We start from the raw sequence: 19158 nt of genomic DNA, 5'->3' as shown, positions 1-19158 counted from the left end.
CTGCCTCTTAATAGATCACCGGTTCATCAACGGGACGGCCAAAATCGGTTTTCAGAAAATCGAAGTCGCAGCCCTTGTCTGCCTGTTCCACATGTTTGGAAAAGACAAAGCCATAGCCGCGTTCATATTTGGGCTCAGGTGTTCTCCACGCGGCGCGGCGGTCAGCCAGTTCTTCGTCTGGAACAAGCATGTTGAGGCTGCGTGCGGGAATATCGAGTTCCACCATATCGCCTGTCTTCAGCAGGGCGAGCGGCCCTCCGATGAAGGATTCAGGGGCTACATGCAGAACACAGGCGCCAAAGCTCGTTCCAGACATGCGGGCGTCGGAAATGCGCACCATATCGCGCAGGCCGAGCTTCAAAAGCGCCTTCGGCATCGGGATCATGCCCCATTCCGGCATGCCCGGACCGCCTTGCGGCCCGGCGTTCCGTAATACAAGCACCGTGTCCGGTGTCAGCGGATAATCGGGATCATCAATGATCTTTTTCAGCTCGGGGTAGCTATCTGCAACCAATGCCGGGCCTTTATGACGATGGAATTTCGGATCGCAGGCCGCGGGCTTGATGACCGCTCCATCGGGGCAAAGGTTGCCCTTCAAAACGGCCAGCGAACCTTCGTGATAAACGGGATTGGACAGCGGACGGATAACATCGTCATTCCAGACCTGTACCTTATCCAACCCTTCCACCAATGCTTCACCCGTGATGGTTATCGCGGTGGGGTCTAGCTTGCCGGCGAGTTGCTTCATCAATGCGCGAATGCCGCCAGCATAATAAAAATCTTCCATCAGATATGTGGTTCCTGATGGTCGAATATTGGCAATGACCGGCGTCGTGCGCCCGATACGATCGAGATCATCAAGTTCCAACGGAATGCCTGCGCGACGCGCCATGGCAATCAGGTGAATGATGGCATTGGTCGAGCATCCAGTCGCCATTGCAACGATAACCGCATTCTTAACCGCAGCTGGCGTTATAATCTGATCAGGCTTCAAATCTTCCCAGACCATCTCGACAATGCGGCGTCCACATTGAGTAGACATGCGTTGGTGGTTGGCATCAGCAGCTGGAATGGACGATGCGCCGGGAAGGGAGAGCCCCATTGCTTCGGCGATCAACGTCATTGTTGAGGCCGTGCCCATCGTCATGCAGTGACCATAGCTTCGGGCGATGCCGCCTTCGATCCCTTGCCATTCTTCCTTGCCGATGGTGCCAGCGCGGCGCTCGTCCCAGAATTTAAACATGTCGGTGCCCGAACCCAGCGTCTTCCCGGCGTAATTGCCGCGAAGCATCGGGCCTGCAGGCAGGAAGATACAGGGCAGGGCGGCGCTCGTGGCACCCATGATGAGTGCTGGCGTGGTCTTGTCGCATCCGCCCATCAGGATAGCGCCATCGACCGGATGAGAGCGCAGCAGTTCTTCGGTCTCCATCGCAAGCATATTGCGATAGAGCATGGTTGTGGGTTTAACATAGCTTTCGGATAGGGACAGTGCGGGCAGTTCGAGGGGGAAACCACCGGCCTGCAAGATACCGCGTTTGACCCATTCCACACGGTCTTTGAAATGGGCATGGCATGGCTGCGCATCCGACCATGTGTTGATGATCGCGATGATCGGCTTGCCCTCCCAATCCACCGGGTCATAGCCCATCTGCATGGTTCTGGAACGATGACCCGAAGAGCGCTGATCATCCGGCAACATCCAGCGTGCAGAACGCAGATCGGCATATTGCTTTCTGGGCATTTCAAGTTCTCCCCGAAAATTGTCCGGCTCGGCTTATAATCCGCGAGCCAATTTTAGATGTGATTGCAACACTATGGGTTGGTCCATGAAAGCTAGTCATCGCGTGTGTAATCTTGTGCTGTAAATGCGCCGCCCTGATACCGCCGTGTGATCGGATCGCCAGTTTCGGCCAGATTGCCGAAACGCGAGGCGTCGTCCTGCGGCACATATCCGATACGACTGGCATCGTCCTTTTCCCACCAGCGACCAGCGTTGGCGGAAATTCCCCAGACAACGGCGACGCCGGTTTCAGGCGCTTCGACCGCTCCGATCAAAATCCGCACCAGATCATCCTGTGACAGCCAGGTGGCCAGATGCCGCGCTTCGGTAGGTTCCGGAAGGCATGAACCAATCCGCACATGAACGCTTTCAACGCCATGCTTCTCGAACATCATCTGGCCGAGCAGCTCGCCATAAGCCTTGGACAGCCCGTAATAGCCATCGGGTTTGAAAGGATGATCGCTGTTCAGAACAACGTCGCGTTCGTAGAAACCGATCGTGTGATTGGAGCTGGCGAAAATCACCCGTTGTTTTTCCGCACGCGCAGCTTCGAAAATATGCGTGACACCGAGAAGGTTGGCACGGGCGATCAGTTCATAGGGCTTTTCGATACTGATGCCGCCGAAGTGCAATATTGCATCGGTTCCGCGAACCAGCTCGGCAACCGCATCGGCGTTGCTCAAATCCGCCTGAATGAATTCTGCGTCTTCGGGCAATGCGTCGGGAAAAGGCTCAATATCGGACAGGCGCAGGCGGTATCCGGCATGCGAAAGTTTCCGGGTCAGCATGCGGCCAAGATTACCGGAGGCTCCGGTCAAAAGGAGGTGTTTCATTGGGTCAAATTCCCTTCATACGGGCCACTTTTGTCCCGGCAACAGCGATGGTTGCGAGATGCACGCCGCCGGATTGGGGGGCTGATACCAATTTATCAGCCGAACCAAGGCGGTGCGACGTCAGCGCGATCTGCCTCAGATCGGGACCGCAGAAACATGGCATTGTCGGAGCTGGAACCGGGACGGGAAAACTGGCAAGCAGAGTTCCATCCGCGTCGAAGCGGTTCAAGACGCCAGCGGATACGCCTGCGCTCCAGTAGGTGCCGTCAGCATCGCAAGCGCCACCGTCCGGCCTGCCGGTTTCTTCGTTGAGATTGCGAATGCGTTTGCGGTCACTCAGATGGCCCGTGGCCGGGTTGAACTCATAGCGGTCGATCCATGGACCACGAGAATCTGTGTGGAACATGGTGGTTCCATCGGGTGTCCAGGCGAGACCATTCGATACTTCAATATCGCCTGCCATAATCTCGGCATGCCCGTTGGCGGTTATCCGGTAGAGCTTTGCAATGGGCTGACGTGTTGGACGACAATCCATACTGCCAATCCATAGCGCGCCATCGGGACCAATCTTGCCGTCATTCAGACGTGACGTGTCAGGCTCGTCATAACCATTCCAGAGTGTCTGTCTGCCACCACTATCCGGGTCGAACAGAATAACTTCTCGGGCCAGAGCCACAATCAGCTTGCCACTCTCTGCAAGCCCAACACAGGGAACTTCGCTTTCAAAAGTCCAATCGCGCACGGGACCCTTTTCGAGGTCTATTTCGTAAACCTTGCGTCCATTGATATTGCACGCAAAGAGCGTTGCCCTTCGTTCGTCCCAGACGGGACTTTCCATCAGTTCCCCGCGCAGATCAGCAATGCAGTGAAACGGTCCAATCATAATGCGTTCGTCTTTCTGCGGATAACGTCAGGGTGTTCGAGAACAAATTCAGAGAGTGCAAGGCCGAGCCCGGCACCTTCAAAAGGATAGATCAGCCCGTTTTCGATGCGCGGCATCACTGTGACCAGATCGCGATACCACGAGGTGTAATAGGCGCGAACAGACTCCTGATAGATGGCATTGGGCGCATTGAGCGACAGATGAATCGAAGCCGCAAAGACGACAGGCCCCGTGCAGTCATGTGGTGCAATGGGGCGCTGGAAAGCTTCAGCCATGGTGGCGATTTTCTTCGCTTCGGAAAGTCCGCCGCACCATGAAATATCCAGCATGACATAATCGGAAGCATCGGCACGCAGAACATCAAGGAACTGCGCGCGGGTTGCCATTGTCTCGCTGGCGCAAACCGCAATACCCGATTTCTGCGCATAGACTGCAAGTGCTTGCGGGTTCATCATCTTGATCGGGTCTTCGGACCAGAATGGACGGAAAGCTTTTAGTTCCCGTGCAATCGTTAGCGCAGAAGTGAGGTCCCACATGGAATGGAATTCGACCATGACCTCCATCCTGTCGCCGACAGCATCGCGTATTTGTCGAAATGGCACGAGGGCCTTGTCCAGATCCTGCGCATGGATGAAGTTGCCTCCCGACGCCACAGCAAATGGATCGAACGGCCAGATTTTCATGGCAGTAATGCCTTGGGATAGAAGGTTTTCGGCCAGCGCTCCCGCATCGCGGTGAAAGGCAAGCTGGTCTTCGTAAGGCCCTTCCGTGCCTTCGTCCGTATCGCCGATGTAGCGCCGCGAGCCGCTCTTGTTATAGGTGTAGCCTGCACAGGTATTGTAAGTACGGATGGATTGCCGCGACAGCCCACCCAGCAGTTGGTGGATTGGCTGTCCGGTGACCTTTCCAAAAATATCCCAAAGCGCGATATCGATGGCAGAAGCGGCGCGGATCTCCACACCGGAAGACCGAAAGCCGACATAAGGCTCCAGCAGCAGTTTGGATATCCGGTCGATCTCAAGTGGGTTCTGGCCGATCAGTTGCGGCGCAATATCACTATGAATATAGGCTGCCACGGCATTCGCGCCGCGAAATGTCTCGCCCAGGCCCACGATGCCTTCATCAGTGTGGATTTGAACCCACAAGATGTTGTTCAAGTGCGGTAACTGCACCGTTTCGACAGCCGTGATCTTCATCAGAGGCTCCTGTTCAGTCTTGCACGCTAATGCGCGGATGGTTGACGGTTGCGCGCAACAATTTGCGTGGGATTGACGAAGCGCAGGGCCAGAAGGAGCCAGACTAGCGAAGTGACCATATAAATCACGGCCATGGCATCGATGGATTGGACGGAGCGAACACCGGCAGCGAACACCGAATAGTAAAGTGCCACCACAAGTGTCTGTGATGTTGGACCTGCTGTCAGGAAGGTCAGTTCAAACATGGCTACCGTACGCACCAGAACCAGAAGCATAGCCGCCAGAACACCGGGTAAAAGCATGGGCAGAAGCACATGGATGAAGAGTTTGAATGTCCCGGCCCCAAAAACACGCGCCGCCGCTTCGACCTTGGGGTCGATTTGTTCAATGAACGGGATCATAACGAGAATGACAAAAGGTACGGTCGGGACGAGATTGGCAAGAACCACACCCCAGAATGTTCCACCGACACCGAATTTATAGAGAACGGTTGCAAGTGGTATCCCGAAGGTTATCGGTGGTACGAGCAGGGGCAAAAGGAAAATCAGCAACACGAATTTCTTGCCGGGAAAATCGCGTCGAGCCATCGCGTAGGCAGCGGTTACGCCGAGAATGCCGGATAGAATAACAACGGCAAAGACCACTTGAAACGTTACCAGCAAGACCTGATCCAGCTGAAATTCAGCCCAAGCCGCCGCATACCAACGCGTCGTGAAGGCGTCCGGCAGCCAGGTGCCAAGCCAGCGCGTGCCGAAACTCGATACGACCACAGCGGTGATGACCGCCAGAACATTGAGAACGAAGAAGCCGGTCAGAAGCCAGACAACCGCGATCCAGAGTTTGGAGAGAAGGGATGTATCGCGAACCATGATTTAACCCTTCCCGCCCGCTGTCGAGCCACGATAGAAAAGTGAGCGGACGCCGAGAAGCGCGCCGACGACGAGCAACTGTACCGCTGCCATGATCATGGCGATCGAAGATGCCATGGAGTCGTCGTACTGCTCGAATGCAGCTTGTGCTGCAGCAATGGATATGACGCGTGTGGGGCCTGATGGAGCGCCCAAGAGCACGGCGGAAGGAAAGACGGCAAAAGCCTGAACGAAGGTAAGGCAGGCCGCGACAACCAGTCCCGGCACCAGCAAGGGCAGCATGACATATCGAAAGCGCTGCCAGCTATTGGCTCCATGTGTGGCTGCCGCCCGTTCCAATGCAGGGTCGATGCCTGTGATATAGGAGAGCGTCAGTAGAAACGTGAATGGAAAGACGGTTATGACGAGCGAGGCGAAAACACCCCAGTAGTTATTGGTCAGTTTCAATGGACTGTCGATCAGGCCGATGAAAATCAGTGTGCGACTGAACCAGCCTTGCGGACCAAGATAGTTGAGCAGGCCTTCCGCAATCAGAACCGTGCCAAGCGTAATAGGCAGAACAAGGATGGTCGTCAGCAGCCTCTGACGACGCATCAGTCGAACGCGCAAGGCAATCGGCACTGCAAACAACACGCTGATAATCGTAACCGGAACGGCAAGCCATAGGGTGGCGCCGATGGTTTTATAGAGAAACGGGTCGGAGAAGAATTTTGCGTAATTGGCGAGCGCGCCACCGCCGTCCAACGGATTGAACGACAGAACCAGACCATAGAGAAACGGGTAAATGAAGACGCCGATCACAAACAACAGAGCGGGCAGGATCAGTAGCGTCACGCCGTCAAAGCCACGATTGGCCAGCCTTTGTCGCAGCCCAGGTGTCAGGGGAGCTTCGGCATATCGCTCTTGAGCTATATCGGCCATATCTCAGCCCTCCGCCGGAAAGACGAGCGCATTGGCGGCATCGATGCCAAGTTCAATCTGGCTGCCGGGCTCTACACCCTTGGGACCGTGAAAGATCAATTCCAGACCCGTTTGCGTGCGTGCTGTGCCCACATATTCACGGCCGCGATACTCAATGGTTTCGACAGTTGCCTGTAGGGTGTTCTGATGGGCTGAGCCTGAAACGACATCGTCGCCGCGCGCCATCAAAATGGCTTCGTCTCCGACTTTCAACGTATCAGCGGCCCGCCCGGTCAGTTCACTGCCTGCAACCGCTATCGTCGCCTGCCCGTTTTCTATACGGGTGATCTTACCGGGTAGGGCGTTTCGAAATCCCATGAACGCGGCAACATCTCTGTAAAGAGGCGCTTCATAAAGCTCGTTGGGCTTGCCAACTTGGCGGATCTCACCATCACGCAACACCACAATGCGATCTGCAAGCGACAAGGCTTCATCCTGATCATGCGTAACGTAGATTGTGGTGGAACCAAGCTGATTGTGGATGCGACGGATTTCGGCGCGCATCTCAAGGCGAAGCTTGGCGTCGAGATTGGAAAGCGGCTCATCCATCAAAACCAGAGGAGGCTCGATCACAATAGCGCGGGCAATGGCTACGCGCTGTTGCTGGCCGCCAGAGAGTTGTCCAGGGAGCTTTTCTTCCTGTCCTTGCAATCTCACCAGAGCGAGTGCAGCACGTGAGCGCTTTTCTATTTCGCTTTTGGCCAGCCCGCGCATTTTAAGGCCGAAGCCAACATTCTGCAGGACGTTCATATGCGGGAACAGCGCATAGTTCTGGAAAACCATGCCAAAGCCACGATCCTCCGGCTTCAGCTGATCGACGCGACGGTTATCGATATAAATGCCGCCGCCCGTCGTGCCGAGAAGACCGGCAATGCAATTGAGAGCGGTTGATTTTCCGCAACCGGAAGGACCGAGAAGTGCGATAAATTCGCCTTTCCGTATGGTGAGGTTGATTTCCCTCAGCGCATTGAAAGTTCCGAATGATCGGCTCATCCGGTCTAGCCGGAGTTCTTGAAAGGACATTGACGCAAACACCATGATTGGTTTGACGATCATGGACCCTTCCGGGCGGGCCGATACAGCTCGCCCGGAAATGCCCGTTTAAGAGCTTAGCTGGCCGCGACCTCTTCATCCCAGCGCCGGAAAGCGGCTACAAGCGCCTCCGGTTCAAGCGGCAGTTCAATCGGATTGTTGGCGATCCATTCCGCATATTCGGGGCGTCCGAATTCAGCGATGATGTTCTGGCTCTCCTTTGGTGCCATCTCAATCGTAACGTCCTTGACCGCAGGGCCTGGATAGAAATAACCGGCATCGTAAGAATAAGCCTGCTGATCCGGCTTCAATGCGAATTTGATGAACTCCATCAAAACGGCGATCTTTTCTTCCGAAACACCCTTTGGAATTGCAAAATAATGCGCATCGCAAACCCAATGGAAACCCTCAAGCTTGCTGACACCCATCTCCTTCGGCACGACGCCGAGCGCACGCGGATTGATGTCCCAGCCCGTGGTGGTCACCGTCATATCACGAGTGCCTTCGCCCAGTTCCTTCATCAGGGCGCCGGTGCCTGCCGGATAATATTCGATGTTCTTGTGTAATTCCTTCAGATAGGCCCAGGTCTTTTCCCAACCATTGATAGGATCTTTCGGATTGCTGTCGCCGAGAAGATAGGGCAGGCCCATCAGGAATGTGCGGCCGGGACCGGAATTGGCAGGACGTGCATAAATGAACTTCTTCGGGTTCTCCTTGGTCCAGGCCAGAAGTTCCTCAGCGTTTTTAGGCGCGGTCTTGACCTTGTCCGGATGGAATTCAAGAAGTGGGCCCGACGGGTAATAAGAAACCACGACGCCTTTGCCCTTGGACATTTCCTGCATGCGCCATGCTGGCTCAAGATAGATATCCTGAAGCTTGGGCAAGCCGTTTTCGGGTAGAGCGATGATATCGGTCCAGATATCGTCCGCAAGTCCTGCCGACAGTGCGTCAGGGCCGACAATGACCAGATCGATATCGATGCGGTTGGCGCGTTGTTGAGCCTTGATCTTGCCCGGCAGTTCAGGCGCTGGCGCCTTGTTGAAAGTAAAGCGCGAAACGAGCGCCTTTTGTTCGGATGCAAAATTATCAAATATCGGTTGGGTCAGAGCGAGATTGCCGGCAGCATCGATAACGTTCAATGCTACGGGTGATGACGGCAGCTTTGCCGACTGTGCCCAAACACCTTTCGGCAGCATGATCCCCATGCCCGTTGCAAGCCCGGCCCCCGCCATGAATGTACGGCGTGAAATTCCCTTATTCATGTTCTCCTCCATTTTGGTTCTGCGGTGCGTCCGTCTTCTCCCTGTCAGGACGCCCTGATTTCATCTGTCAGACTAAGCCATCTGTCTCCCAACCCGCGACGATCTGCTGAAGCGTTTCGCGGTCATGCTTTTCAAGTTGTGGCAGCCCCGGAAGCCGGACTTTGCCAACGGCTAACCCCTGGATTTGCAAAGCTTCCTTCACGACCGTCACATTGGCGCCATTGCGGTATTTTGTGCGCATGGTTTCGAATTCGGCGATGCTCTCAACGAGCGAACGCGCGCGATTGTAATCACCCGCTTCCAGTGCATTCCACACGGCGAGCGAACGCTTGGGCGCAACATTGACAAGCCCGGATGTGAAGCCGCGTCCGCCGAGCGCATAGAAGGGCAGGGCCCAGCTTTCTGCGAGGCCGCAAATCCAAGTGGCATCCATTCCTTTAGTTGCCCGGCAGCATTCAAAGAACAGCATCGTATTCTGGGATGCGAACTTGACCCCGGCGACTTTCGGATGGGTGGCAAGCCGGACCATTTCATCAAGCGGTATCAGATCAGAACGGATATAGGCGACGATGGGCAGTTCAATCGCTTCTGCAATCGCGATGAAATAATCCACCTGAGCGTGCGGAGCTGCAAAGGGATCGAGCGGGTGATGGATCATCACACCGTCCGCACCGGCGGCGCTTGCCGCATTTGCTACTTTTATGGCTTCACGCACCGAACGTCCTGCAGCGGCGGTGACGGCTGCCTTTCCGGCGACGGCCCCAATTGCAATGGCCTGCAGGCGGATGACTTCGTCTTCGGTCAGGCTATAGAACTCTCCGGTGTTGCCGCCACTGACAATGTTATGAACGCCGGCATTTGCGATGCGCGAGACAATTTTTGCCGTCAGCGCCGGGTCGATTTCGCCCTGCGCGTCATAAGCGGTTGCATGCACGCCCGAAATGCCGCGAAGCACCTGGCGGTAGCCTGCTAGATCCATTGTTTCCTCCCAATAGACTGGTCAGAAGACCAGTTCGATATGCGTCTCCCCTGCCTTCACGATGTGCTCGCGCATCAACCGTTCGGCCAAATCCCCATTTCTTTTGGTTATCGCCAGCATGATGGCCTCATGCTCGCCGAAAGACTGACGGCGAACGTCGTCGCGTGACAGCACGGTCACGCGGGCTGCGTGGTCATACATGCGTTGCGCGTTTTGCAGTCGACGCAGATATTCACAACCGGATGCTTCATGGATGCCGTCGTGGAATTTCTCGTTCAGTTCAATTAGTTCGTCGACATCGCCGGTTTCCACCGCCGCGCGCATTTCCTCAATGGTGGCGCGAAGGAATTCAAAGGCTTCCTCGCTTCCGTGTTTTGCAGCCTGTCGTGCAATGATGCTTTCCAACGCGGCGCGCGCCAGCATCATTTCTTCCGCCTGTCGTTCGTTGAAGCAGACAAACGTGCCACGACGGGATTCAGTCCTGACCAGACCTTCGCCCTCAAGCTGTCTCAGCGCTTCCTTGAGCGGGCTGGTGCTGATGCCGAGATCGGCGGCTAGCTGGCGTTCGTTCAGTTTTTCACCGGATTTCAGACGACCGGAAATAATGGCTTCCCGCAAACTGTCATGCACATGATCTCTGAGATTTCTCAGCTTAATCGGCTTGAGAGCTAACGCCTGCGAATCCAAAGTTCAAATCTCCCTGAAACTCCTCGGCGAAAGGAATAGCTGCTTACTTCGTGATATGTCAATATCTGATGTATCAGATTTTAAGTAACTGCAAACGAATAGCGATTGTCACGCGCGCTGGCCTGCCATCCGCTGCACGGACGAGCAGTGAATTGCTAGAGGTCTAATGATGTTGAAAACAAAAATGGCGCCGTGGCGCCATTAAAACCAGCCCGCCATAGGGCGATGGGGGTCTGGATTACTCGGTCAGTGCCAGACGCCGGCGAAGTCGCGCTGCTCTGCCGCCATTGACGTTTGCCGATAGCTTCTGAAATGCGTCGAGATAATTATCCTTGGTGCGAAGAATATGCGCCGTCAGTATCGTTGAGAGCTGGTCGCGCTTATTATCGGCAAAAAGGCTGATCATATGCGCATGATCCTTATAGGACCGGTCCGGTTCACCTTCGGCGCGAATGGCGAGATGTGTTCTCAACGACGCCACGCGACCGAGAATAAGGTCATAGGCGTTTTTCAGATAGCGATTGCCGCAATGATGGAAGAAAGCGAGGTGAAATGCCGTATCAGCGCGGCCATAAGCCTGCATATCGCTGCTTTCAATGGCCTCGGTCATTGCTTGCAACTGTTTCTGCAGTTCACTGACCGCCAATGGCAGCGATTGTTGCGGCGTTAGTGCAATAGCCTGCTTTTCCAGCCCAACGCGATAGTCGCAAAGTTCGGCAATGTCTTCGAGCGTCGGCGTGAAGACATAGGTGCCGGATTTCGGGACAATGATTACCAGCCCCTCCATCTGCAACAGATTGAGCGCTTCGCGAACAGGTGTCCGGCTGACTTCAAATGCCGAGGCCAAAGTGTCTTCGGAGAGGTTTTCCCCGAAATCAAGCTCGGCGTCGACAATGGCCGCACGAATTTTATCAGCGATCGTCGGGACAAGACTCTTGCGGGGGGGCGTTTTCGGCTTTGTCATGCCAGTACACGGTCTCCTCAAAGAATTTCCGGCAGCGAATTTTTGATCGCTGCCGGTAATGTGGTCTAGTCGCGTTTAGCTTTCAAGCTCATGCAGAGGAAGAAGCTAATGATCGGAAATATTGCAAGTACCAGAAGCGAGATCGAAAAACTATCGGTAGCAGTTTTGACCCAGCCCACAATATAGGGGCCAGTAAAACCACCGATCTGGGCAAAGCCATTGATAGCAGCCAATCCACCAGCCGCTGCGGCGCCAGTGAGGAACTGCGTTGGCAAGGTCCAGAAAACGCCAAGATACGACCAGAGGAAGAAGGCGCAGATGCAGAGAAGCAGCAGGCCCAGATAAGGGTTCGGCGCAAGCGCACTGGCTGCCAGGAAGAGGCCGCCGAACAGGCCGGAAATAGCCGTGTGAATCTTGCGTTCACCCGTGCGGTCGGAACTGCGCGAAATGAAGACGAGTCCGAATGCTGCAAAAATGAATGGCACGGCCGAGACGAAGCCAGACTGCAGGGTCGTCAGACCGAAGGTCTTCACGATCTGCGGCAGCCACATGATCACACCGTAAACCGCGATGCCGTTGAACATGTAAACCAGCGTGAGAAGCCATACCCGGAAATCGCTGAAGATTTCGCGCAGGCTGTGACGGGTGTCTGGCTGGGTGTTCTTCTCGTCTTCAGCAAGCTGTTCAAGAAGCCAGGCACGTTCGTCCGCTGCCAGCCATTTGCTGTCCTTTTGCGGTGAATCGACGAGATAGAAGAAGGTGATGACACCAAGAACGATGGCAGGAAGTCCTTCAAGAATGAACATTGCTTGCCAGCCATGCAGGCCGAACAGGCCTTCGCCTGCATCGATCAGCCAGCCGGAAATCGGGGCTCCGATAACAATCGACAGCACGGTTGCAGCCATGAAAAGGGCCGTTGCGCGGCCGCGTTCTTTGGCAGGAAACCAGTAGGTCAGATAAAGGAGTACGCCTGGTGCAAAGCCCGCTTCGGCAACGCCGAGCAGAAAACGCAGGATATAGAAGGAGGTTGGTCCCTGCACGAAGGCCATAGCACAGGAGACGATGCCCCAGGTGACCATGATACGGGCGATCCATATCCGAGGACCGACTTTGTGCAGGATCATGTTGCTGGGGATTTCAAAAGCCAGATAGCCGATGAAGAAAATCCCCGCACCAAGACCGAACATGTATGGGGTCAGGCCGATGTCGTCATTCATGTGCAGCGCGGCGAAGCCGATATTCACGCGATCCAGATAGTTCACGATGAAGCAGATGAAGCAGAAAAGGACGATGCGCATATTGAGTTTGCGGATCGTTCGGTCGCGTAGACTTGTATTCAAATGAGCGCCGTCAGCACGGATTGCATCCGCCATGACATTCCTCCCTAAGCTTTGATGTCGCCCTCCGCGACACCTTTCGTCGCGCACCTATAGACCGGAAAGGAAGTACGCACAAGTGGCATACATAAACTAGAACCCTAGTTGACAATCGGATTGATCTGGTCATTCTTGCCGCCGACTGAAACATGACGCCATTTGTGGCGGGAGGATTAAAGTGCAGCAATCTCAATCGGCAATCGCCAGCTCGGGTTATTTCGTTGACCGGACCGTTCTTGTCACTGGAGGCGCTTCGGGAATCGGACGTGCCGTTACCGACAAGCTGGTGGGGCTTGGTGCGAAAGTTGCAGTGTGGGACATCAATGCCGAGCGACTCGCTGAATGTCAGGCCATTCATGGCGACCGCGTATTGACCGCAACGGTCAATGTTGCAGAACAGTCGTCGGTTGAAGCTGCCATGGAAGCGCTTGTAATGTCGTTTGGCGGCATTGATCACCTTTTGAACAATGCCGGCATCATTGGACAGCGTATGACTGTCGAGGATATGAACGAGCCGGAACTTGACCGTGTTCTCGGCGTCAATCTGAAAAGCGCTTTTTATGTTTCCAGCGCGTTCATTCGCGCTCCTTCCAGTCGTGATGGTCGCTCCGTTGTCAATTTGTCGTCTATTGCTGCGCGCACGGGTGGCATGGTCGGCAATATCGTCTATGCAACGACCAAGGGCGCAATTGCGTCTTTCACGGTCGCACTTGCCAAGGAACTTGCACCGAAGGCGCGTGTTAATGCGCTGGCTCCCGGCGTCATCAATACGGAAATTCAGCAGGATGTTTTTGCTGATCCGGCCAATATCGAAGCGATGGCCAATATGATCCCGCTGAAGAGGCTTGGCACTGCGGCTGAAGTTGCTGATGCTGCTGTTTGGCTCCTCTCCGGAGAGGCGTCCTATATTACCGGTGTCGTTGTGGATGTTTCTGGCGGTCGCTGAACAGGGGGAGCATGATGAAAAACACAGCTGAAAAACTGAGAGCTGGCATTGAGTCCGGTCGTTTGCTTCAGGCGCCCGGCGCCGCTGATGCATTGACGGCACGACTGGTCGAGATGGCGCAATTTCCCGCCATTTACATGACCGGTTTTGGAGCGACGGCCTCGCGGTTGGGCTTGCCGGATATTGGTTTGCTGTCGCAGACCGAAATGACGACGCATGCGCGGGACATGGTTCGGGCGGTTGATATCCCGGTTATTGCCGACGCTGATACCGGTTATGGCGGTCCCGCCAATATCTGGCGAACGGTCGAGGAGTATATCCAGGCTGGTGTGGCTGCAATCCATCTTGAAGATCAGCAATTGCCGAAGCGATGCGGCCAACGTTCGGGCGTCCGGGTTATCCCTGCGGAGGAAAACATTCGCCGCCTTCGCTGTGCTGTCGAAGCGCGTGGTCAGCACCCAATGCTGTTGATCGCACGGACGGATGCGATCCAGAGCGAGGGCATCGATGAGGCCATTCGCCGTGCAAAGCTCTATCAGGATGCAGGCGCCGACCTCGTTTTTGTCGACGGCATCAAGGAGATCGCCGACGTTGAGGCGGTTTCCAGGGGTGTGCAGGGTCCAAAGGTCGTCAGCATCGTCGACGGCAACGAGACCACCGCGCTGACGGCAAAAGACCTGGAAGAGCTTGGCTTCAATGTTGCCTTCTATGCGCTTTCTGCTCTTTTCTCAGCGGTAAAGGCCGTTCGGGACACCCTTGATGTGTTGAAGGCGGAAGGCACTCCGCATAGCCGTGCAGAAGCCATGGTGACATATGGGGAATTCAGCGCGGTGACGGGACTAGCCGACTACGACGCTCTGGACGACCGTTACGGCTGGCCTGAACATAAGTAATCAAGGTCCAAAGATTTTCCCGCCGGTCGCCATTGTCGCGACCGGCGGCAACAAGATTTAATCGCAAAGAATGCGACAAGCGACGGATTAAAAGGCAGGACCGGGTGTTGATGCTATAATGCAGCAGACATGGGAGGTCGTCATGATCCGCGCACTCTCTATTTCAATACTACTCCTCTTTTCGCCTGCGTTGTCGTTGGCCGACAGTCTGGAAGCCGTCAACGGACATTATACGATCCAGCATTCATCGGTGATCGGTTTTCGTGTCGGTCAGGTTGGCGGTGTCGGACTGGCGGGTTCTTTTGCTGAGTTTGCCGGTGATTTTAATCTCAATGCTCAAAATCTGGCAAAGTCGTCCGTGTCCTTTACGCTCAAGCCCGCGAGTGTCGACGCGAAACAGACCCGCATCAGCGATTTTCTCAGATCTTCAGCGGTCTTTGATATTGAGCATTATCCGGTTCTCGCATTTCGATCGACAAAGATCACACAGACCGGGCCTCTGAACGCCCGGATCGATGGTGTTCTGACCGCCCGCGGTAAGTCACATAGCGAAACATTCTTTGCGTCCATGGTTGGCCACGACGAAAAGACCGTTACGTTTCATGTAACCGGCAAGGTTTTGCGATCTCCCTATGGCATGGATGTCGGCACACCGATCTATTCCAATGTGGTCGATTTCGACATGGATCTGCTGGGTGCAAAATAATGTTGGGTCATAGGGATTAAATTCACTCCTGCGGTGTTCTTCAAGACGGAGACTAAGACCAACCCGTAGAGGAGGACTATCATGATTAAAGTGACAGCGTTTTTGACAACCGCCGCTCTTGTCATCAGCATGCCATTGGCGGCCCATAGCGAAAATTATGCTTCTGGTGCCGTCAAGACGACGAAAACAGCGAAGGGCGAAGTTCTGACCGACGCCAAGGGAATGACCCTTTATGTGTTTGACAAGGACAATAAGGGGGCATCCAATTGTTACGATGACTGCGCGAAGAAATGGCCGCCTCTGGAGGCTTCCAAGGATGCAAAAATGGATTCCGAGTTCAGTCTCGTCACGCGCAAGGATGGCACGAAACAGTGGGCACGTAAAGAAAAGCCGCTATATCTCTGGCAGGGCGACAAAAAGCCCGGCGATGTGTCTGGTGACGGAGTCGGCGGTGTCTGGCACGTAGCCAAGGATTGAGTGCAGGAGCGGTTCGGGAATGTCGCGCTTTTTGGAGGAAATTGAGGAATGTGTTCCAGCGCTCAGGCGTTATGCCCGAGCGCTGACACATGACATCGATTGGGCCGACGATCTGGTGCAGGATTGTCTGGAGCGCGCAATTCGCAAAAGCAGTTTGTGGAAGCCGTCTGGTCCATTGCGCGGATGGCTTTTCCGTATACTCGTAAACCTGTGGCGCAACGAGTTGCGCCACAGGCGCCGGGCTCCGGACAATGCGCCATTATCGAGTGTCATGGTCGAGCCACAGGTTCCAAGTGCATCTCCATCCCGGCTTGCTTTCGCTGAAACCGCCCGCGCAATACAAACACTGCCGTCCGAACAGCGCGAGGCACTTTTATTGGTCGCCGTCGAAGGTATGAGTTACACCGAGGCGGCTTCAGTGCTGGAAGTTCCGCTCGGTACTCTGATGTCACGTCTGGGGCGAGCTCGCGCGACATTGCGCAGTCTTACAGAGGAGAACGGCTCGCATTTGAGGGCCCTGAAATGAAAAGCAAGTTGATCAGTGACGCTGAGCTACAGGCCTATGTCGATGGGCTGATTTCGGACGAACGCCGCCAGGTGATAGAGGCAGAGCTGTCCGCTAATCCTCAACTGGCCTCTGAGATGGCAGCCTGGCAGCGACAGAATGAAACTTTGCAAGCGCTCTATGGCCATGTCGCTGAGGAGCCCGTGCCAGCACGACTGAACCCGATGGCCATTAAAAGCGAAATTCGCTCGGCACGACTGGGTTCGTGGCGTATGGCCGCCGCGGCAGTGGTGTTGATCGCCGTAGGAGCAGGGGTCGGATGGTTTGGCCGCGGTGTTCTTGAGACCACACCATCGTCTTCGATGCCAATCGTGACCGAGGCTATGGTTGCCCACAACCTTTATACGAGTGAAGTTGTGCACCCGGTTGAAGTAAAAGCGGAGCAGGAGCAACATTTGTCGGCTTGGCTTTCCAAGCGACTGGAGCGCACTCTCGTCATCCCTGATCTGCGGACGGAAGGGCTCTCTTTGGTTGGTGGTCGACTGTTACCAGCCAATGGCGGGCCAGCGGCGCAATTGATGTATGAAGACACGAGTGGCAAGCGCGTGACCCTTTTTATTGTTCCATCTGACGAGAAAAAGGAAACATCGTTGCGTTATCTGACGCAGGGTAATCTGGAGGCGCTCATCTGGAGCGATAATGCTCTTGATTGTGCACTTGTTGGCGACTTACCGCGCTCTCGCCTGCAGCAAATTGCCATGAGCGCCTACAAGCAGTTTGAGTGACCATGGAGCTGGTTCCGGGAGGGTGTTATGTGGCGCAACACACAGGCCGCTTATGGCTACGTCACAAGGATACTGCACTGGTTGATCGCTCTGTTGATCGCCGGGCAGATCGGTCTCGGGTTCCTCACGCAGACTATGGCGAATAATCCGTTGATCCAGTTTTCGCTTTACCAATGGCATAAATCGCTCGGGTTTTTAATCCTAGGTCTAGCTCTGATCCGGATGGTTTGGTTTGCCGCGAGTATCTATCCTTCCCCCAGTCCCGGTGTCAATCAGCTTGAATGGCGTGTTGCCAAAGCTGTTCACAGGCTTCTGCTGGTAATGACAATCTTGGTGCCCGTTACCGGCTGGGCAATTGTGTCGACTTCGCCGCTTGGTATCCCCAGCTATGTCTTTGACCTTTTCGTCATGCCCAATATGCCGCTGCCCGTGTCAGAAGCCGATGAAGCACTCTGGTCCTGGCTACATGCAATATGCGTATACGGCATTATAGGACTAGTTGCGCTGCATGCAGCGGCAGCGCTTTATCATCATTTCATCCGGCGAGATGAAACACTGCGAAGAATGATCAAGTTTCCGCACTTCTCAAGGAAGGTCCTTTAAAGCCACTCGCAGCAGTGGAAGAAGGCGGCATGTCTCCAAAACGAAAACAGGTGACCTCCGTTTGCGCAGGTCACCTGTTTGGTAGGTTCGGGGCAGGGTTGTCCCGATAGTGTGTTTGTTACGCCTTGCCGAGACGCTTGCGCAGTTCGGTGTTTTCGGAGCGAAGCTTTGCAGCCAGTTCCTTGCGCAGCTTCAGGTTTTCAGCTTCCAGTGCCACAAGCGCCTTCAGATCGTCGCTCGTCGGTGATGCCTTTGCGGCTGTCGGAGCGGCGGTCTTTCCAGCCGCGTTCTTCCAGTTGTAATAGGTCTGCTCGCTAACTTCAGCATGCTGCAATGCAGCCTTCAACGTGGTCTTACCGCCCTTGGTGGCCTTCTCGACAGATGCAAGAATGGAAGCACGTTCTGCAGGCGTATATCGTTTTACCTGACGGCCAGCCGGAGCGGCAACAGTTGCAACAACCTTGGCGGCCTTGGGGGCAGATGCAGCCTTTGCCGCTTTGGGAGCCTTGGTAGCTTTTGCAGCTGGTTTGGCAGACGCAGCTTTAGGCTCAGCCTTCTTGCGCGGTGCGCGGGTTTTCGGCTTGGCGCTCACAGGCTCAGCTGCTGCGGCCTGGTTTGCTTCTACAATGGTTTCATCAGCCATGTTCAGTTTCTCCTGAATTGATACTCGGGTCAGCTTTCCGGGTGCCGAATATATGGGACAATGCTTAATGCAACTATAAGTGCCATTACTTTGACAATTTGTGAAGAGATGCCCTCACATAAGGATGATGAGGCGATCTATTATGAAGCAGGATTGATTGTTGAAAACGGAGGTTTAAATCTATAGGTAGAGCACAGTACCTGTCGGGGCACCTCCACGGAATTTGATTGAGAAAGCTATTTTCGGATGAAGAATCCAATCCGCAATGTTGTCGTTGAATATAAGAACCGGCGTGCGCGCAAGAGCGGCAATGCGCTTTGGGGCAACCTTGATCTGAAGTCGATTGCACGGGAAGTGGAAGAGGATGCCAAGGCGCCAATATCTGCCGATCAGGTAACACCTGCCGTCTCCCCGATAGACAATGAGCCAGCCGCACTTGTCCACGCGCCAACGCCACGGATAGAAGCCAAGACTGAGCCCAAGATTCTCGTTGTCGATATGGCAGAACCTGTCGCCACAAAAGTGAGCATAGCCTCGCCAGAACCGGAAGTGCCTGCCGCAGTTGAAGCCAAGGTTTCTCCCGTCCCTGCCAAGAAAAAAACCAATACTCCCCGTCGCTTGAAGCCGATTGCTGACAAGCCGATGAAAGCCAAGCCCGTTTCCAAAGCCCCAGCTGACATATTGGATGAACTGGCTGCGCTTGAAGCAGAGAATGCCACGCTAAAACGGCAACTGGCCCAAAAGCTCAACACCGAAAATCAACAAATGCGGAAAATGCT

The 19158-nt window shown here is 54.8% G+C and carries 21 protein-coding genes; 8 read left to right on the top strand and 13 right to left on the bottom strand.

Features of this window, described 5'->3' with window-relative positions:
- Positions 1 to 7 precede the first annotated feature (7 nt).
- The 12 genes from araD to ACTJKP_RS23010 all read right to left on the bottom strand — a co-directional run bounded on the left by araD (position 8) and on the right by ACTJKP_RS23010 (position 12818).
- A complete protein-coding gene (araD, locus tag ACTJKP_RS23065) occupies positions 8 to 1741 on the bottom strand; it encodes an L-arabinonate dehydratase (RefSeq protein WP_440632326.1) in 1734 nt (577 codons plus the stop codon).
- Between the two features lie 92 nt (positions 1742 to 1833).
- Positions 1834 to 2613: an NAD-dependent epimerase/dehydratase family protein gene (locus ACTJKP_RS23060; RefSeq protein ID WP_440632325.1), complete on the bottom strand. Its 780-nt coding sequence runs from the start codon at positions 2611 to 2613 to the stop codon at positions 1834 to 1836.
- 4 nt (positions 2614 to 2617) lie between these two features.
- Entirely contained in the window at positions 2618 to 3496 is an 879-nt protein-coding gene (locus tag ACTJKP_RS23055) for an SMP-30/gluconolactonase/LRE family protein (protein ID WP_440632324.1), read from the bottom strand.
- Positions 3493 to 4692 (bottom strand): mandelate racemase/muconate lactonizing enzyme family protein, encoded by a 1200-nt coding sequence (locus ACTJKP_RS23050; RefSeq protein ID WP_440632323.1) that lies wholly within the window; start codon positions 4690 to 4692, stop codon positions 3493 to 3495. Before ACTJKP_RS23050 ends, ACTJKP_RS23055 begins: the two co-directional genes overlap by 4 nt.
- 26 nt (positions 4693 to 4718) lie before the next feature.
- A complete protein-coding gene (locus ACTJKP_RS23045) occupies positions 4719 to 5561 on the bottom strand; it encodes an ABC transporter permease (RefSeq protein ID WP_440632322.1) in 843 nt (280 codons plus the stop codon).
- Between the two features lie 3 nt (positions 5562 to 5564).
- Positions 5565 to 6473, bottom strand: coding sequence for a carbohydrate ABC transporter permease (locus ACTJKP_RS23040; protein ID WP_139364438.1), 909 nt, complete (start codon positions 6471 to 6473; stop codon positions 5565 to 5567).
- Between the two features lie 12 nt (positions 6474 to 6485).
- Positions 6486 to 7559, bottom strand: coding sequence for an ABC transporter ATP-binding protein (locus ACTJKP_RS23035; RefSeq protein WP_440632335.1), 1074 nt, complete (start codon positions 7557 to 7559; stop codon positions 6486 to 6488).
- A gap of 71 nt (positions 7560 to 7630) precedes the next feature.
- Positions 7631 to 8785: an extracellular solute-binding protein gene (locus ACTJKP_RS23030; RefSeq protein WP_440632334.1), complete on the bottom strand. Its 1155-nt coding sequence runs from the start codon at positions 8783 to 8785 to the stop codon at positions 7631 to 7633.
- Positions 8786 to 8882: 97 nt separating this feature from the next.
- On the bottom strand, positions 8883 to 9794 hold the full coding sequence (locus ACTJKP_RS23025; RefSeq protein WP_440632321.1) for a dihydrodipicolinate synthase family protein: 912 nt from the start codon (positions 9792 to 9794) through the stop codon (positions 8883 to 8885).
- 21 nt (positions 9795 to 9815) lie between these two features.
- Positions 9816 to 10424, bottom strand: coding sequence for a GntR family transcriptional regulator (locus tag ACTJKP_RS23020; protein WP_078340692.1), 609 nt, complete (start codon positions 10422 to 10424; stop codon positions 9816 to 9818).
- Positions 10425 to 10719: 295 nt separating this feature from the next.
- Positions 10720 to 11445, bottom strand: a complete 726-nt coding sequence (locus ACTJKP_RS23015) for a GntR family transcriptional regulator (RefSeq protein WP_078340624.1) — start codon at positions 11443 to 11445, stop codon at positions 10720 to 10722.
- A gap of 65 nt (positions 11446 to 11510) precedes the next feature.
- The gene (locus ACTJKP_RS23010; protein WP_078340623.1) at positions 11511 to 12818 is read right to left on the bottom strand and encodes an MFS transporter; all 1308 of its coding nucleotides are present in this window, start codon (positions 12816 to 12818) and stop codon (positions 11511 to 11513) included.
- Positions 12819 to 12999: 181 nt separating this feature from the next.
- On the opposite strand from ACTJKP_RS23010, the gene ACTJKP_RS23005 reads away from it, so the two are divergent.
- From ACTJKP_RS23005 to ACTJKP_RS22975, 7 genes are all read left to right on the top strand, one after another.
- The gene (locus tag ACTJKP_RS23005; protein ID WP_440632320.1) at positions 13000 to 13767 is read left to right on the top strand and encodes an SDR family NAD(P)-dependent oxidoreductase; all 768 of its coding nucleotides are present in this window, start codon (positions 13000 to 13002) and stop codon (positions 13765 to 13767) included.
- 14 nt (positions 13768 to 13781) lie between these two features.
- Complete coding sequence (locus ACTJKP_RS23000) at positions 13782 to 14660, top strand: isocitrate lyase/PEP mutase family protein (protein ID WP_440632319.1); 879 nt, start codon at positions 13782 to 13784, stop codon at positions 14658 to 14660.
- A gap of 142 nt (positions 14661 to 14802) precedes the next feature.
- Positions 14803 to 15366: a YceI family protein gene (locus tag ACTJKP_RS22995; protein WP_440632318.1), complete on the top strand. Its 564-nt coding sequence runs from the start codon at positions 14803 to 14805 to the stop codon at positions 15364 to 15366.
- 81 nt (positions 15367 to 15447) lie between these two features.
- Entirely contained in the window at positions 15448 to 15843 is a 396-nt protein-coding gene (locus ACTJKP_RS22990) for a COG4315 family predicted lipoprotein (RefSeq protein ID WP_440632317.1), read from the top strand.
- Positions 15844 to 15862: 19 nt separating this feature from the next.
- On the top strand, positions 15863 to 16369 hold the full coding sequence (locus ACTJKP_RS22985; protein WP_440632316.1) for a sigma-70 family RNA polymerase sigma factor: 507 nt from the start codon (positions 15863 to 15865) through the stop codon (positions 16367 to 16369).
- Positions 16366 to 17133 carry an anti-sigma factor family protein gene (locus ACTJKP_RS22980; RefSeq protein ID WP_440632315.1) on the top strand — a complete coding sequence of 256 codons (768 nt, stop codon included), beginning with the start codon at positions 16366 to 16368 and terminating at the stop codon, positions 17131 to 17133. The genes ACTJKP_RS22985 and ACTJKP_RS22980 overlap by 4 nt, the downstream gene beginning before the upstream one ends.
- Positions 17134 to 17160: 27 nt before the next feature.
- Positions 17161 to 17736, top strand: a complete 576-nt coding sequence (locus ACTJKP_RS22975) for a cytochrome b (RefSeq protein WP_440632314.1) — start codon at positions 17161 to 17163, stop codon at positions 17734 to 17736.
- A 118-nt stretch (positions 17737 to 17854) separates the two neighbouring features.
- On the opposite strand, the gene ACTJKP_RS22970 is transcribed toward ACTJKP_RS22975, so the two are convergent.
- Positions 17855 to 18379, bottom strand: coding sequence for a transposase (locus tag ACTJKP_RS22970; protein WP_440632313.1), 525 nt, complete (start codon positions 18377 to 18379; stop codon positions 17855 to 17857).
- 246 nt (positions 18380 to 18625) lie between these two features.
- Between ACTJKP_RS22970 and ACTJKP_RS22965 the strand changes: the two genes are divergently transcribed.
- Positions 18626 to 19158 (top strand): hypothetical protein (locus ACTJKP_RS22965; protein WP_440632312.1); only part of this gene is annotated, 533 nt, incomplete at its 3' end.

The sequence above is a fragment of the Brucella sp. 22210 genome, assembly GCF_052045675.1.
Taxonomy (GTDB): Bacteria; Pseudomonadota; Alphaproteobacteria; order Rhizobiales; family Rhizobiaceae; genus Brucella.
The sequence above is the reverse complement of the archived record's forward strand: the minus strand, read 5'-3'. Positions and strand labels throughout refer to the sequence as shown.